Annotated in this window: 9 protein-coding genes; 5 read left to right on the top strand and 4 right to left on the bottom strand. The window is 53.9% G+C overall.

All coding sequences use genetic code 11. The annotated features are described in order from the left end of the window. The 5 genes from J1779_RS08410 to yddG all read left to right on the top strand — a co-directional run bounded on the left by J1779_RS08410 (window position 1) and on the right by yddG (window position 4,584). On the top strand, window positions 1-1,179 hold the full coding sequence (locus J1779_RS08410; RefSeq protein ID WP_217203550.1) for a sialidase family protein: 1,179 nt from the start codon (window positions 1-3) through the stop codon (window positions 1,177-1,179). A gap of 47 nt (window positions 1,180-1,226) precedes the next feature. After that, a complete protein-coding gene (locus J1779_RS08415) occupies window positions 1,227-1,697 on the top strand; it encodes a NanQ anomerase/TabA/YiaL family protein (RefSeq protein ID WP_217203551.1) in 471 nt (156 codons plus the stop codon). Window positions 1,698-1,700: 3 nt separating this feature from the next. Next, window positions 1,701-2,390 (top strand): SDR family NAD(P)-dependent oxidoreductase, encoded by a 690-nt coding sequence (locus tag J1779_RS08420; RefSeq protein ID WP_217203552.1) that lies wholly within the window; start codon window positions 1,701-1,703, stop codon window positions 2,388-2,390. Window positions 2,391-2,732: 342 nt separating this feature from the next. Continuing rightward, entirely contained in the window at window positions 2,733-3,602 is an 870-nt protein-coding gene (locus tag J1779_RS08425) for a hypothetical protein (protein WP_238485105.1), read from the top strand. A gap of 103 nt (window positions 3,603-3,705) precedes the next feature. Beyond that, window positions 3,706-4,584 carry an aromatic amino acid DMT transporter YddG gene (yddG, locus tag J1779_RS08430; RefSeq protein WP_056777058.1) on the top strand — a complete coding sequence of 293 codons (879 nt, stop codon included), beginning with the start codon at window positions 3,706-3,708 and terminating at the stop codon, window positions 4,582-4,584. 2 nt (window positions 4,585-4,586) lie between these two features. Here yddG and yacL read toward each other — a convergent pair whose 3' ends face one another. From yacL to lpdA, 4 genes are all read right to left on the bottom strand, one after another. Then, on the bottom strand, window positions 4,587-4,952 hold the full coding sequence (gene yacL, locus J1779_RS08435) for a protein YacL (protein WP_056777056.1): 366 nt from the start codon (window positions 4,950-4,952) through the stop codon (window positions 4,587-4,589). A gap of 106 nt (window positions 4,953-5,058) precedes the next feature. Continuing rightward, window positions 5,059-11,904: an Ig-like domain-containing protein gene (locus J1779_RS08440; RefSeq protein ID WP_217203553.1), complete on the bottom strand. Its 6,846-nt coding sequence runs from the start codon at window positions 11,902-11,904 to the stop codon at window positions 5,059-5,061. Between the two features lie 537 nt (window positions 11,905-12,441). Further along, the gene (gene acnB / locus J1779_RS08445; RefSeq protein WP_217203554.1) at window positions 12,442-15,039 is read right to left on the bottom strand and encodes a bifunctional aconitate hydratase 2/2-methylisocitrate dehydratase; all 2,598 of its coding nucleotides are present in this window, start codon (window positions 15,037-15,039) and stop codon (window positions 12,442-12,444) included. A gap of 523 nt (window positions 15,040-15,562) precedes the next feature. Continuing rightward, the gene (gene lpdA, locus J1779_RS08450) at window positions 15,563-16,987 is read right to left on the bottom strand and encodes a dihydrolipoyl dehydrogenase (protein ID WP_056777038.1); all 1,425 of its coding nucleotides are present in this window, start codon (window positions 16,985-16,987) and stop codon (window positions 15,563-15,565) included. Window positions 16,988-17,079: the final 92 nt, after the last annotated feature.

Genomic DNA, 17,079 nt, shown 5'->3' on the forward strand with positions numbered 1-17,079 from the left:
ATGACCACTGAAACGCTAACCGTCGAACGCAGCGGTAAAGTGCACACCGCTGAACATGACGCCGCGCGCCGTGACGCCATGCTGCCGTCGGATTGCCCGCAAAATCACGCCGCCAATCTGCTGCCTTTGCCCGACGGCAGCCTGCTGTGCACCTGGTTTGCCGGAACCCAGGAAGGCATTGCCGATATTTCCATTTACCTGTCGCGGCTGGAAAAAGGCGCGCAGGTCTGGAGCCAGCCGGTGAAACTTTCAGAAGATGCCAGCCGTTCGGAGCAAAATCCGGTGCTGTTCCTCGACCCGGATAATGTGCTGTGGCTGATGTACACCGCGCAGAAATCCGGCAATCAGGACACCGCGATTGTGCGTTTTCGCCAGTCTCAGGATCTGGGCAAAAGCTGGGGAGAGATCGGCACACTGCTCGGGGAACCCGGCACCTTTATCCGCCAGCCTGTGACTGTGCTGGCCAATGGCGACTGGCTGCTGCCGGTGTTTTACTGCCGCACACAGCCGGGTGAAAAATGGGTCGGCAACAATGACGACAGCGCCGTTAAAATTTCCAGCGATAAGGGGAAAACCTGGCGTGACGTGGCGGTACCGGAAAGCACCGGCTGCGTGCACATGAATATCACGCCGCTGCACGACGGCAGCCTGCTGGCGTTGTATCGCAGCCGCTGGGCGGATTTCATCTACCAGAGCCGTTCCGTGGATGGCGGTAACAGCTGGACTGCACCGCAGCCGACCGCGTTGCCTAACAACAACTCGTCAATTCAGGTGACAACGCTCGCCAACGGGCATCTGGCGCTGGTGTTCAATCATCTGAGTGCCGCCGATGCCAGCGAACGCCGGGCCTCGCTGTATGACGAAATCGAAGATGAAGACGACGATGTGCGCGTGGAAGCGACCGCCGAAACCGGCGCACGCACGGCCTTCTGGGGCGCACCACGCGCGCCGATGACGCTGGCCATTTCCGAAGACGGTGGCCGTTCATGGCCTTACCTGCGCAATCTGGAAACCGGCGACGGCTACTGCATGACCAACAATTCGCAGCAAAAACTCAACCGCGAGTTCTCCTATCCCAGCATCAAACAGGGGCTGAACGGCGAACTGCATATCGCGTTTACCTACTACCGGCAGGCGATCAAATACGTCTGCGTCGAAGAGTCCTGGGTAAAAGGCTGACGCCGGTCCGGCCCGCCCTGCGCGGGCTTTTTTATAAGGAGAAGATCATGATTGCAGGTCATTTACGTGCGCTGTCACTGGCAACTTTGCCTGATGTGCTGCTCAGCATTCTTACGCTGCCGGAGTGTTCGCTGGAAGCGCTTTGCGCGCGGGAAGATGGACGCTTTCAGCCGGAGGGCGCAACCTGGTTTTGCCATATCGGCAATGCCAACACCTCGCCTGCGGCGGACCGGCATACTGAATTTCATCACGACTGGCTGGATATTCAGGTGGTGCTGGAGGGCGAAGAGATCATCGGCTTCGATACCCGGAGCGCCATCGGACAGCCCGCCACGGAGCGCAAACCCGACTTGTTTATTCCCGACAATCCCGCGCTGCACAATGAGATTTTGCTGCGCAGCGGTGACTTTGTGACGTTCGCGCCAGGCGAGCCGCATCGCGCATTGTGTTGCACCACACATCCTGCCGTGGTGCGTAAAGCGGTGTTCAAAGTCCCGGCATCAGCGTTAAAGGAGTAAGCCATGAGCAATACACCGCTTAAACACGCGCTGGTGACAGGTTGCAGCTCGGGCATTGGTGAAACGGTGTGCCTGACATTGCTGGCGCAGGGCTGGAAGGTGACCGGTCTGGCGCGCCGCGAAGTGAGCTTTCAACACCCTCACTTTCGCGCAGTGCCGCTCGATATCACCGACACGGAAAAACTGACAACAGTGCTGGAAACACTGCCTCAGGTGGATGCCGTGATCCACGCCGCAGGCATGATGAAAGCGGCACCGCTCGGGCAGCTGGATCCGCAGGCCAGCGAGGCGTTATGGAAACTGCACATCGGCGTGGCAGAAGTGCTGGCCGACCGGCTGGTGGAAAAGATGCCGGACGGCGGGCGCATCGTGTTGCTCGGCAGCAGGACGTCATCGGGCGTCGCCGGACGCAGTCAGTATGTGGCGACCAAATCCGCCATGATCGGTATGGCGCGCAGCTGGGCGGCGGAGCTGGCACCGCGTGGTATCACCGTCAACGTGGTGGCCCCCGGCGCGACGCAAACCCCGATGCTGGACAATCCGCAGCGCCAGAGCTCGCCGCCCAGATTGCCGCCGATAGGTCGCTATATTCAGCCGCAGGAAGTGGCCGATTTAGTCATTTACTTACTTTCGCCCTCCGCCGCAGCGATTACCGGCCAGCAATTAATTATTTGCGGCGGCGCTTCCCTTTAAAACTCGATTAGCATTACTTAAGTAAAATAACCATGCCGGTATAAAAACCGGCTACACTCCTTAAGACAAATTAATATAAAAACGCCTATTAAAATCTATTTTAAGTCAAATTGATCGTTAAACGATCTGTCCGGTAAGCCAAATTATTAAAATAATGCACAGCCTGTAACTCAAATTATATTTATATACATCCATTAATTTTAGTTAACACCGATCAAAAGATCGCTATTTTCTGAAAAACAGATAAATCTCTTTATCTCTGCCCTTCCGACCTTTAGCATCGCCGTATTGCTTACTAAGCAACCAGCTCCATCCACCTGCAAGCAGAAATAAAAAATGACAATGAGTAAATTAAAGACCGTATCCAGCCTGCTGGTCGCGAGTTCTTTATTGGTTTCCGGGGTTTCCCGGGCCGGGGAAAGTTTGTTAGGCAGCAATACTGAAGGGATGCGGCACTATGTGAGTTATGGTGCTGAATATTATAAGTGGGACGAATCCGTCGATAATATGGACGGTAAATATGTTGCTGAACATGGCCCGCGCCTGCGCGTAAATTTCGGATCTAATAATTATCTCGACGCCCCAAGCGGCTTATTAAAAGCCTGGGACATGAGTGTGATGTTCGGGATCGTCAATTATAAAGGCAGCACCCTTGACGATCAGGCCAACGTGCCAAACGGTACGCTGAAAGGGAAAACCTATTACACCGGCTACAGCGCCGACCTGACGCGCGGTTACCGTTACCGCGCATCAGACAGCGTTTCTTTCGATATGAAAGGGGCGCTCGGCGGCCAGGTGTGGTTGCGTAATATCCGCTCCGACGATGTTTACATCGCTTCGGAAAACCGCACGCGGGATTACACGGCGCTGGAAGTGTCGTTGCAGCCGTACGCTAAGGCCTCTGTAGGCGCGAACTGGCAGATGACCGCCGATTCACGTCTGAGCCTGGAAGGCGGAGCGCTGTACCCGATCAAAACCTGGACGCACAGCAATCAGGGCGATGTCTGGCTGGAGCCGAAGTCTAAACTCTCGCCGTTCACCAGCCTGACCTGGAACATCAACAAAGATGTGTTCGTCAAAGCCAGCTATGTGCACCAGAAGTATGGCAAGTCAGACGAGAAACAGGGTGATCTGAACGGACGCAACGTTGGCTATTATCAGCCTGCGACCACGACGTCTACTCTGGGTCTGGAAGTCGGTTTCTACTTCTGATGATGTCAGTCAATCAGCGCCCCTCAAGCGGATTGTTCCGGTGTAAATAACCGGAACAATCGCTTATCTTAAAAGCCTCCTTTTCCAGAGGCTTACCTTTCATATGGATCGTTTCGCAACGCTGTTCGGCGTTCTCGCCATTTTATTGTGGAGCATGAGCGTGGCGCTCACCCGCAGCCTGTCTGAATCCCTCGGCCCTTTTGGTGCTGCCGCGTCTATTTATACGGTCAGCGGGATCATGGTCTGGATGGTGGGTGGAAAGCCGTCGCTGCGAGGGGAATCCGCGGCTTATCTGATCATCTGCGGTCTGTTATTTATCTTTTATATGGTGGCATTTTCGCTGGCGATTGGTCTGGCGCATAGCCGTCAGCAAACGCTGGAACTGGGACTGATCAACTATTTGTGGCCGAGCCTGACACTGTTGTTTGCCGTGCCACTGCTGAAACTTCGCGTGCGCTGGTGGATCTGGCCGGGCGTTATTCTGGCGTTTGCCGGCGTACTGTGGGCAATCAGCGGCGGCCACGGGCTGGACGTTCATCAGCTGATGCGTAACGTGCGCGGCAATCCGGTGGCCTACAGTCTGGCGCTCGGTGCCGCCGTTTCATGGGCGCTGTATTCCAATCTGGTGCGGGTATTGTGCAAGGGCAAAGGCGTGCTTCCGTTGTTTTTACTCGCCACCGGTGCCGTGCTTTGGGTGCTGTATTTCACCTATTCATCGAATCGCATCAGCCTGACGTTACCGGCCATTCTCGAACTGCTGGCGATGGGCGCGGTGACCGCCATTTCTTATCAATGCTGGGATATCGCGATGAAAAAAGGCAATGCGACGCTGGTCGCCGCGCTGTCGTACTTCACGCCGCTGTCTTCAATTCTGATTGCCGGATTGTGGCTGCATACACTGCCGGGCGCGAGTTTCTGGCCGGGCGTGCTGATGGTGGTCGGCGGTTCGCTGCTGTGCTGGACCGCCTCGCGGGGGAAATAAACTCAGCGATAGGTCGTGATAAAAGAGCGGTACTTGGCGAGGACTTGCAGAAAGTCCTCAACGCCGCAAAACGCCAGGCTCTCTTCATCGTAATAACTCATGCCTTCTTCGATTTCATCGCCATCGAAATCCAGCTGATTGGTACGCACCATCACTTCATCGTCAGCTAACAACAGCGTGTATTCGTGACCGACCATTTGCGTTTCACGCTCGCTGCCTTTGAGTTCACTCAGCGCGGCTTCCACTTTATCCAGCACCGATAAATCACCCTTCACTTCCTCATTCAGCCAGTGGCCGATCACTTCGTGGCCCATTGAAAAACGCACTTTGACCTCACCGGTGATATCGCGCAAAAAGTCGTAGTCCATTGTCTAGTCCTTAAAAATCATCAAACGCCACCAAAACCTGCCGCATGATAGCAATAAAAAAGGCGGAATTTCTTCCGCCTTTCCAGTTTATGAATCTCTTGTCATGTTAATTCACGGTCAGAACCACATTAATGTCAAAGGAGAATGAAGGCTTACTGACGCCCCAAAGCTGACCGGCAAAATGGATAACCCCTTTATACACACCAGGGGCCAGACCTGGATTTTCCGCTGATGAATAGTTCAGTATCGCCCGAACACTTGCCCCACCTTGGCATACCATCGCCGTATTGAATGTTCGGGTCGAACAGTCCGACCCTCGCATCCCCCCAAAGTTAACGATCACATCGTTTCCTTGTTGATCCGTCATTGATGTTGTCAGCGGCGAATTGGTATTGACAGCACCATCCCAAACAAGAGACGTTGGCCCGGTGGTCGGCGTCACTGCGATAAAGCCCAGGTAACCATATTCGACAAATTTCTGTGTTTGATATTTGCCGGAAGTCCCACTGATCACCCAGTCACCGGTGACCGAACCAGCAAATTTCGTGATGGCTGATTTCGAACTTTGCCCATAACTTGCGGTGACCGTCGCCTCTCCGTCATCGGTACCCGAAATCGTCATTTTGGTGACACCTGATGCATTGGTCACACTGGTACTTTTCGCCAATGTATTACGGGTGGTTGACCAGTTAACCGTTTCATTGGTGACTAGATTTCCCAGCGCATCTTTTACCGTGGCGGTAAATGTTGTCTCATCAATACCGTTCGTGGAAACCAACGGCCGGTCCAGCGTCAGCGTTGTGATTTCAGCAGTACTGAGGTCTGCAACAAAGCTGACTTCTGCCGCACTTGCCGTACGTTGTTGCTGAGTCAGCGTCGCCGTCACAATTTCAGTGCCCGCTTTGACCGACGTACCGGTCACTGTCGTTGTGCCTGCTACCGTGGTCTGCGTGTTGCTGTTCGCCAGCGTGACATTCGCATTATTGCCGCTCCAGTCAACACTGACCGCATTCACCGGGTTGCTATTGGCATCTTTAACGGTCGCAGTCCAGGTTATGGCGTCTGTGCCATTGGCCGGTGCCTGCGTTTTATCAGCAGCAATAGTCACCTGAGCAGTGCTGGCATCGGCAATGATATCCACTGCCAGAGTTTTCTGGCTGCTGCCCGCACTCGCGGTCACAACGGTATTCTGCGCCAGTGTTGAAGTCAGCGTTGCACTTGCCTCACCATTGACATCCGTCACTGCCTGGACCGGTGTCAGGATACCCGCCGTATTGTCACTGCTCCAGGTCACGGTGAGATTTGGCACCGGATGATTTGTCGCGTCAAGGACCGTGGATTGCAATGTCACGGTATCGATGCCCGCAATAACCCCCGCTGTTTTATCGCCAGTCAGTGTGGTGACAATCGCCGTGGTGCTATCCGCAACAAACGCGATTGTCGGGGATGTGGCCGTTTTACTGTTAACCGATGCCGTCACCGTCGAATTGCCCAGGATCAGAGAGTTCAACGTCACTGTGACAATACCTTGCGCGTCCGTTTTCGTCGTTGCCGCTGATAACGTTCCCGTTGAAGGATTCACACTCCAGCTAATATCTGCACCCGATAACAGGTTACCGTTAGCATCCGTGACCGTGGTTGTCAGTGTGGCGATATCACTGCCGTTCGCCAGTACCTGCGTTTTATCCGTTGCCACTGTACTCATCTGCGCCGTGCTGACATCCGCGATATAGCTGAATTTGCTGGCGCTTTTACTCACCGCAGGCGTAGTCAGCCCCGCCGTGATGATGACATCCGCCGTTTTGAGTGACGTTGCGGTTACCGTTGTGACACCGCTGGCATTGGTTTTGGTCGTCGCGCTGACAGGCGTGACGTTGGCGTTATCACTGCTCCAGTTCACTGCCAGATCGTTAATCGGGTTCTGGTTAGCGTCTTGCACCGTCGCAGTCCAGGTCACAGTATCCGTCCCTGAGGCCAGCGCTTGTGATTTATTGGACACCACTGAGCTGAACGTCGCCGTACTGCTATCGGCAATGACATCAAGCGATTGGGTCAGGCTGCTGCCGGTAATACTGGCCGTCACGACGGTGGCCTGCGCATGAGTTTCTGTAAATGCCGCCGTCGCCACACCTGCGGCATCCGTTACGCCTGAAACCGGGGTAAATGTGCCGCTGGCATTATCACTGCTCCAGGAGACGGTGACACCCTGAACCGGATGATTACTGGCATCCTGCACGGTGGCGCTCAGATTCACAGTGTCTTTACCCGCCACCACTGAGGCGGTTTTGTCCGCCACCAGCGTCGCGAGTTTCGCGGTTACCGTATCGGCAATGAATGACAATGAGGCAGAGGTTTCAGTTGCACCACCCACCGAGGCCGTGACCTTGAAGGCGATGACGTCGGCTGATGACAGTGTGACTGTCGCCACGCCCAGCGTGTTGGTCTTCGTGCTGCTGGCCGAAAGCGTGCCACCTGCCGGCGTACTGCTCCAGTTAATGTCAGTATTCGCCAGCGGATTTCCTTTAGCATCCGTTAACGTGGTGCTTAAGGTGATGATGTCCGTGCCATTCGCCAGCGCCTGAGTTTTATCGCTGCTCACTGCACTCATCTGCGCCGTGCTGATATCAGCCACATAACTCACGCTGCTGGCGCTGAGGCTGCCTGCCGGTGAAGTCAGAGTGGCCGTCATGACGGCATCAGTTGCCTTCACGGACGTTGCGGTGATCGTCGCAAGTCCATCGGTACCGGTCTGACTGCTGTTGCCTGACAACGTGATGTTAGCGTTGCTGCTACTCCACTGCACCGTCGTCCCCTTCACCGGGTTCTGGTTGGCATCGGTTACCGTTGCCGTCCAGGTGATCACGTCAGTGCCGTTCGCCAGTGCCTGCGATTTGCTCGCCACCACGCGGGTCAGTGACGCGGTGCCCGCATTGGCCACGACATCAATGGACTGCGTTTTACTGCCGCCCGCCGCGGTTGCCGTAATCACGGTGGTCTGTGCGCGAGTTTCGCTAAACTGCGCCGTCGCCACACCGTTACTGTCGGTTACAGCGGAAACCGGCGTGAATTTGCCGCTGGTGTTGTCGCTACTCCAGTTAACTGTTGCGCCAGGTACGACGTTACCGTTTTTATCATGCACGACAGCCGTCATAGTGACAGTGTCCACACCTGCCACCACGCCCGTGCTCTTGCTGGCATCGAGACTGTAAACAGTGGCCGTGCTGGCATCCGCCGCAAAGGTCAGCGACGGCGAATCCACACCTGCGCCGTTAACATTACCCGTGACGACCGTGCTGCCGCTTGAAGCAGAGTGCAGAGTTACTGTCGCAATACCCTGAGCATTGGTGGTGGTACTTCCCGCCGAAAGCGTGCCGATGGCAGGGGCATTACTCCAGTTTACCGCCGTGTTGGACAGGACATTACCGTGGGCATCCGTCACTGTTGCGCTCAATGTAATTGCGTCAGTCCCGTCTGCCAAAGCCTGCGTTTTATCTGCTGTCACCGTGGTGACCTGCGCGGTACTACTGTCTGCTACGTAACTCACTTTACCCGCGCTGGCGCTTCCTGCCGGCGAAGTCAAACTGGCTGTTATTACGGCATCCGCGACTTTCACCGACGTCGCCGTGATCGTTGCAACGCCGCCCGCAGTGGTTTGGCTGGTGCTACCTGCCAAAGTAATATTGGCATTGTCGCTTTTCCAGTTCACCACCATTGCGGAAATGATGTTCTGATTGGCATCTTTCACGCTCGTGCTCCAGGTCACCGCCTCGGTGCCGTTCGCCGTCGCCTGCGATTTATCAGATGTCACGCTGCCCAACGTCGCGGTGCTGACATCGGCAATCAGGTCAACAGACTGTGTTTTGCTGCTGATACCGGCAGTCGCCGTGATCACCGTTGTCTGCGCTTTTGTACTGCTGAACTTCGCTGTCGCCACACCCTTGCTGTCAGTCACCGCAGATACCGGCGTGAAGCTGCCGTTACCGTTATCACTGCTCCAGTTAACCGTAACGCCCGGTACTGCGTGGCGGTTAGCGTCCAGCACGGTTGCCGACAGATTAACCGTGTCTTTACCCGCGACCACTGACGCGGTTTTATCTGCCACCAGCGTATCTATCGCCGCGCTTGTCACATCGGCAGTAAACGACAGAGCCTGCGACGTCACGCTGGCCGCATTAAACGACGCCTTCACGGTGTAATCTGCGACATCTGAGGACGTTAACCGGATGGAACTCACACCCTGCGCATTCGTTTTAGTGCTGCTGGAAGATAATGAGCCACTGGTCGGCGTCGCTACCCAGTTGACATCAGCATCCATCAACGGGTTACCGTTGACATCTGTTAACGTCGTATTCAGGGTGATGACATCTGTGCCATTCGCCAGTGCCTGCGCCTTATCGGTGGACATCGGGGTAAACTGCGCCGTATTCACATCGCCAATAAACGATGCCGCGGGCGCGGCACTGGCCGTACCGCCCGGCAGTTGCGCGGAGATAATCACGTCGCCTGCCTTGAGGGTGGAAACACGTATCTGCGCCTGCCCCTGTGCATCAGTGCTGACGGTGCTTTCAGAAAGCCGGGCTGTGGATTGATCGCTTTTCCAGCTCACAGGTGCATTTGGCACTTTATTGCCGTTCGCATCGGTGACTGTCACGGTATAGATGACTGCGTCAGTACCATTGGCCACTGCCTGCGTTTTATCCTGTTTCAGGTCAGTAATATTCATACTGGCACTGTCAGCAGCAAACGAAATGACACCCGTCATTTTGGCATCTGTTGTTCCGGCGCGGGCGGAGACTTTCACGTCACCCGCCACCGTCGAAGCCAGGGTAATTTGTGCATTGCCCAGTTCGTCTGTCGACACTTGCGGTGCACTCAGCGTTGCGATGCCCTGCTCCACTTTCCAGTCAACGGCTGCGCCTTTCAGAGGTTGGTTTTGGGCGTTAACGACATTTGCAACCAAAGTGACTTTATCGGCATTATTTGCCGTCGCCTGCACTTTATCCAGGTTCAGGCTCATCACCTGTGCGGTGGAGGCATCCGCGTCAAAGTTGAGCAGCTCACTTTGCAGCGAACTGCCGCCTTCCACCGTTGCGGTCACCATCGCGTTCGCTACGCTCAGACTGGTGACCGTGACGGACGCCATGCCTTTTTCATCAGTCACGCTTTGCGCCGCTGATAATCCGAGAGCGGCATTATCTGCCGTCCATGACACCGTTACGCCTTGGTATGGCAGGCCATCTGCCGTCAATGCTTCAGCCGTCAGGGTGACCGCATCATTGCCGTTGGCCATGATGTGATTTTTTGATGCACTCAGCGTAGTCAGCCTTGCCCGGGTATCTGCATTTTGCAGCAGGATACGCGCTGTTTGCAGGGCAGTCTTGCCGCTGGCTACCGGCGTGATATCGGCAGTTCCGGCGACGTTGCCGCTGGTAAAGGTGGCGGTATAAACGCCCGGTGCGGATTCATTGAAGGCGGAGACAGTAGCGTTTTTCATTGGCGCAACGGATGTCACGTCAGTGCTACCGGATGGCGTGAGCTTCAGGGTGGCCGAAAGTTGAGGGGCTATCGTGGTCACCGGCAACTGATCTGCACCGGTAATGTGTAACGTCACCGTTGAGGTGCTGATGCCGTCAGCGAATAAGGTGTCAGGGCTGACCGTGGTAGAAGACTGCCAGGTCGCAGCATCATAGCCTGCCACGAAGACATCCATTTCACTGCTGTTTGAGCCGTTGCCTCTGGAATCGAAGGCCTTGCCTCTGACGATGTAATGATTATTGACCGCGCCATATTGATAATTTGGCAGGGTAATCGAGTATTGGCCCGAGTGTTTATCTTGCACGATTTTACCGCCGTGCTGCAGGAGTTCATCCGCCTGCCAGTCAATGCGATCCAGCCCGTATTTGCTGTTAACGACGACAGAAATTGGGAAGGTGGCGCTTTCTGCACCTTCAATTTTGGCCGGTAAACCCAGCGAAATCAGATCTTGCTTGCGATAATCCAGCACGATGGTGTTGTTGCGGTTAACCAGATCCATGCGGCTGCCAAGCAGTGAGCGTTTCACTGCTACCTGCGATGCATCCAGCTGTTTATCGAGGCTGACGCCCGGTGCATAACTGAAGCTCAGGTTAAACTGCGTATCCTGAGTATCGCCTTTGCCCATTTTCTGGCTGATCCCCGCTGTTATAAGCGTAAAAGGCGTGTAGTTCAGACCGACAGTGACCGCATAGGGATCTTTCTGACGGTTATCTTCATCATTAAATAAATCGACGTTATCACCATAATACTGCTCAAATACGACGCTTGCGCCGAGTTGTGGCCATGAAGGTAAATAACCTTCCGTACGAATATCGAATCCGTTGGCCGCGCGCTCGTCATAATCCTGATAACGTTCTGATGCCATCCAGTCAGTGAGTCGCATATAACCATTCGCTGATATCTTTAAATAATCCCAGCCTAATTCCCCTCCTATGCCCACGCGCTGGTGATGATTTTGCGACAACTGACGGTCATAGAAGGTATTCGCCCCCCACATCCAATTCTGTTGAAAATGGCGATAACCCATGCCCGTATTAATAATATTGCGGTCATCCGCGCGGCGCGCGCCAAGTTGGGTGAATAGCAGGTTGGTTTTGTCGTCATATATCGGCAGCAGAACATCTAAGTTTGCATCTTCGAGAGAAAAATCATTATCTACCGACACTTGTACGCGCGCAGTACCGAACTGGTTCAGCCAGGACTCAACGCTTTGCGCTGCCTTGCCCGTCGTACCGGTTGCCACCATCCCTTTCAGTGCATCGCTGGAAGAATCACCGGAAAGCAGCGCACCCGATTGAACTGCCAGCCCTGCCAGCGAGGTATTATTATCGTTATCTGGCGTGGAGGTGGAGGCTGAAAGCGCTGTCTGGGGACTGTCAGAGGATAATTTTCCATTCGATATTTTCTCAGTGACCACAGGTGCTTTCGTTTCAGCGGTGGCATTAAAAGAAAAGGCATAAACACATAAGGAAGAATAAGAAAACTGAATACCTATTTGTAATATGCAAACAAACCTGGAAACACGCATTATCTATTTCACTTTACATGTGTTATTAGAGGAAGCGAAGTAAATTGCAAAAGGCAGTTATATTCCGCAAGGGTCGAAAATTTAAACCACAAAACCCTTCAACTCTACTTAAAGAGTATTTAAGCAATAGTTAACAACTCGCAACCAATTAAAAATAAACAGTCAAATGAAACACTTACTCAATACATATAAGTTACTTGAATAATAAAAATATGCCGAATACCGGTCACTTAAGTTGACCGGTATTGTTTTTTTGAAGGATAGGTACGCTGGTTAAATACGGCCATGCCTGCGCCTGAGATAGCTGCATAAAAAAAGGTCCATGGAAGCCATGAACCTTTTTTACACTCGCTGTGGGATCGGTCAGCCGATCCTTAAACGATCAGCATAAGTCACCTTTCAATGACCACAGTGAATAATGACGATTTAGACTGCGGTCTGGAAGATCACGCCGTCAGCTTTATCGGTGTATTCACTCAGCTTGTCGAAATTCAGATAACGGTAAGTGTCCACCGCGGTCTTATCGACTTCAGCCATGTAACCCAGATACTCTTCCGGCGTTGGCAGACGGCCAAGCAGGGAAGCAATCGCCGCCAGTTCTGCGGATGCCAGATACACGTTGGCACCGTTACCCAGACGGTTCGGGAAGTTACGGGTAGAGGTAGACACCACGGTAGAGCCGTCGGCCACACGCGCCTGGTTACCCATACACAGTGAACAGCCAGGAATTTCAACACGCGCACCGCTCTTACCAAAGACGCTGTAATAGCCCTCTTCGGTCAGCTGCGCCGCATCCATTTTGGTCGGTGGCGCAACCCACAGACGGGTTGGCAACGCGCCTTTATGGCTGTCGAGCAGTTTACCCGCCGCACGGAAGTGACCGATGTTAGTCATGCAGGAACCGATAAACACTTCATCGATTTTGCTGTTCTGTACGGAAGACAGCAGACGTGCGTCATCCGGATCGTTCGGTGCACAAAGGATGGGCTCTTTGATGTCCGCCAGATCGATTTCGATCACCGCTGCGTATTCCGCATCGGCATCGGCTTCGAGCAGCGTCGGGTTCGCCAGCCACTCTTCCATGCCTTTGATGCGGCGCTCAATGGTACGACGATCGCCGTAACCTTCAGAGATCATCCACTTCAGCAGCACGATGTTGGAGCTGAGGTATTCTTTGATCGGCGCCTGATCCAGTTTGATCGTACAACCGGCCGCTGAACGTTCTGCGGACGCATCCGCCAGTTCAAATGCCTGTTCAACTTTCAGTTCCGGCAAGCCTTCGATTTCCAGAATGCGGCCAGAGAAGAGGTTTTTCTTACCTTTCTTCTCAACGGTCAGATGGCCTTCTTTGATCGCGTAGTAAGGGATCGCATGAACCAGATCGCGCAGGGTGATGCCCGGTTGCATTTTGCCTTTGAAACGCACCAGAACGGATTCCGGCATATCAAGAGGCATCACGCCAGTCGCCGCAGCAAACGCCACCAGACCGGAACCCGCCGGGAAGGAAATCCCGATCGGGAAACGGGTGTGGGAATCACCGCCGGTGCCGACCGTGTCCGGCAGCAGCATACGGTTCAGCCATGAGTGAATGATGCCATCGCCAGGGCGCAGTGAAACACCGCCTCGGTTCATGATGAAATCAGGCAGCGTGTGGTGCGTGGTCACGTCAACCGGCTTAGGGTACGCCGCAGTATGACAGAATGACTGCATCACCAGGTCAGCGGAGAAGCCCAGACACGCCAGGTCTTTCAGCTCATCACGGGTCATCGGACCGGTGGTGTCCTGAGAACCGACAGACGTCATTTTCGGTTCGCAATATTCGTTCGGACGAATACCGGCAACGCCACAGGCGCGGCCCACCATTTTCTGTGCCAGCGAGTAACCTTTGTTGCTTGCAGCAACCGGCTTCGCAATGCGGAACACTTCGCTCTGTGGCAGCTTCAGTGATTCACGGGCTTTGGTGGTTAAACCACGGCCGATGATCAGTGGAATACGGCCACCGGCACGCACTTCATCGAGCAGCACGTCGGTTTTCAATTCGAAAGTGGCGATCACGTCGTTGGTTTCGTGGTTACGCACTTCGCCTTTGTACGGATAGATGTCGATCACATCACCCATATTCAGATCGGAGACGTCCACTTCGATCGGTAAAGCACCGGCATCTTCCATGGTATTGAAGAAGATTGGCGCAATTTTACCGCCGAGAACCACACCGCCGCCGCGTTTGTTCGGCACATGAGGAATGTCATCGCCCATGAACCACAGCACGGAGTTGGTGGCAGATTTACGCGAAGAACCGGTACCGACCACGTCACCCACATAGGCCAGCGGGAAACCTTTTTTGTTCAGTTCGTCGATCTGTTTGATCGGACCGACACTGCCCGGTTGATCCGGATGAATGCCTTCACGTTCGTTTTTCAGCATTGCCAGCGCGTGCAAAGGAATATCTGGACGGGACCAGGCATCCGGAGCCGGTGACAAATCATCGGTGTTAGTTTCGCCGGTCACTTTAAAAACAGTGACGGTGATTTTTTCAGCCAGTTGCGGGCGTGACAGATACCATTCGGCATCGGCCCACGACTTCAGGATTTTTTTCGCGTGTTCATTGCCCGCGTGCGCTTTTTCTTCCACGTCGTAGAAGTTATCAAACATCAGCAGCGTGTGGGACAGCGCTTTAGCCGCGATAGGAGCCAGCGTCTCGCTATCCAGTGCGTCGATCAGCGGATGAATATTGTAGCCACCCTGCATGGTGCCCAGCAGTTCGATAGCTTTTTCAGGGGTGACCAACGGAGAGGTGGTTTCGCCTTTGGCGACGGCAGCCAGGAATCCGGCTTTAACATAGGCGGCTTCGTCGACGCCCGGTGGAACACGATTAATCAGCAGGTCTAACAGAGTGTCTTCTTCGCCTTGCGGCGGATTCTTCAGGGACTCAACCAACGCTGCCATCTGTGAAGCATCAAGTGGCTTAGGGACGATGCCCTCTGCAGCACGCTCGGCTACGTGCTTACGGTATTCTTCTAGCACGACTTTCTCCTCGCTCTCATTGTCATTTATTATGCCTGGCTTCCATCATCAGCATCGCGTCATGCCTGTAGGGACAGGGGAATTCAAGCGGTCTGATGAATCGGGGACACTGCGGGTAAGCGTGTTTCTTAACGCTGAAACGTCACGTCCTGAACCTAAGCACAGTGCCCTTTTGCGCCGGGGCAGCATAGCAGGATTTTGCCCGCTTGTTAATTCGTTCACATAAAAGCAACATTAAATCTTTGCTGAATCGTTGAGCACAGACGGATCGGCTGTTCATCGCAATTCGCCCTCTAGATCATCACATCAACCCTGTGGGTACAAGGGAATAAATGACAGAGAACGCAGAAAAAAGGCACAAAAAAACCGCCCAAAAGGACGGTCGATTTGTATAAAAATGCATATAAAAAAAGCGGCACTTTTCAGCGCCGCTTTTTCAAACCCTAAAACCGATATACCTGAATCATTCAAGTTGCATCAAGGCGGTAGCCAACGCAGAGGCAGCTTGAAGGATGACGGTATATTATTTCTTTTTGGCTTTCGGGTTTGGAAGGTCGGTGATGCTGCCTTCGTAGATTTCTGCTGCCAGACCCACGGACTCGTGCAGAGTCGGGTGAGCATGGATGGTCAGCGCGATATCTTCCGCATCACAACCCATTTCTATCGCCAGACCGATCTCGCCCAGCAGCTCGCCGCCGTTGGTACCGACAATCGCACCACCAATAACACGATGAGTCTCTTTGTCGAAGATCAGTTTGGTCATGCCATCTGCGCAATCGGAAGCGATAGCACGGCCTGAAGCTGCCCACGGGAAGGTGGCAGTTTCGTAGCTGATGCCTTTTTCTTTCGCTTCTTTCTCAGTCAGGCCAACCCAGGCAACTTCTGGCTCAGTGTAGGCAATGGATGGAATGACTTTCGGATCGAAGTAGTGTTTCTTGCCGGAAATCACTTCGGCAGCCACATGGCCTTCGTGAACACCTTTATGCGCCAGCATTGGCTGACCGACGATGTCGCCGATAGCAAAGATGTGTGGCACGTTGGTGCGCATTTGTTTGTCGACGTGGATGAAACCACGGTCGTCAACTTCAATGCCTGCAGCGCCTGCTTCCAGCAGTTTACCGTTAGGAACACGGCCGATAGCCACCAGCACGGCGTCGTAACGCTGTGGTTCAGCAGGGGCTTTTTTGCCTTCCATCGTGACATAGATGCCGTCTTCTTTAGCTTCTACCGCGGTCACTTTGGTTTCCAGCATCAGGTTGAATTGCTTGCTGATTTTCTTGGTGAAGACTTTCACCACGTCTTTGTCAGCCGCAGGGATCACCTGATCGAACATTTCTACCACGTCAATCTGAGAACCCAGCGCGTGGTAAACGGTGCCCATTTCCAGACCGATGATACCGCCGCCCATCACGAGCAGACGCTCAGGGACGGTTTTCAGTTCCAGTGCATCAGTGGAATCCCAGACGCGTGGATCATCATGTGGAATGAATGGCAGTTTGATTGGACGGGAACCCGCCGCAATAATGGCATTGTCGAAAGTGATGGTCGTTGGACCATTTTCGCCTTCAACAACCAGAGTATTCGCGCCAGTAAATTTGCCCAAGCCGTTGACGACTTTGACTTTACGGCCTTTCGCCATCCCTGCCAGACCACCGGTCAGCTGGTTGATGACTTTTTCTTTCCAGACACGCACTTTGTCGATGTCAGTTTTCGGCTCACCGAAAACGATGCCGTGCTCGGCCAGTGCTTTTGCTTCAGAGATCACTTTCGCGACATGCAGCAGAGCTTTAGAAGGGATACAACCTACGTTCAGGCACACGCCCCCGAGAGTGGAGTAACGCTCAACCAGAACAGTTTCAAGACCTAAATCAGCGCAACGGAAAGCAGCAGAATAGCCCGCAGGGCCCGCCCCAAGTACCACGACCTGAGTTTTAATTTCAGTACTCATCATGACCTCTTAATTTATGTCCGGCGGGTCTGACGTCATTTTTATGTCGCAACGCCCATCATCCACCGGGTCGTTCTATCCGCCCGCAGTTT

The organism is Rahnella rivi, assembly GCF_019049655.1.
Lineage (GTDB): Bacteria > Pseudomonadota > Gammaproteobacteria > Enterobacterales > Enterobacteriaceae > Rahnella > Rahnella rivi.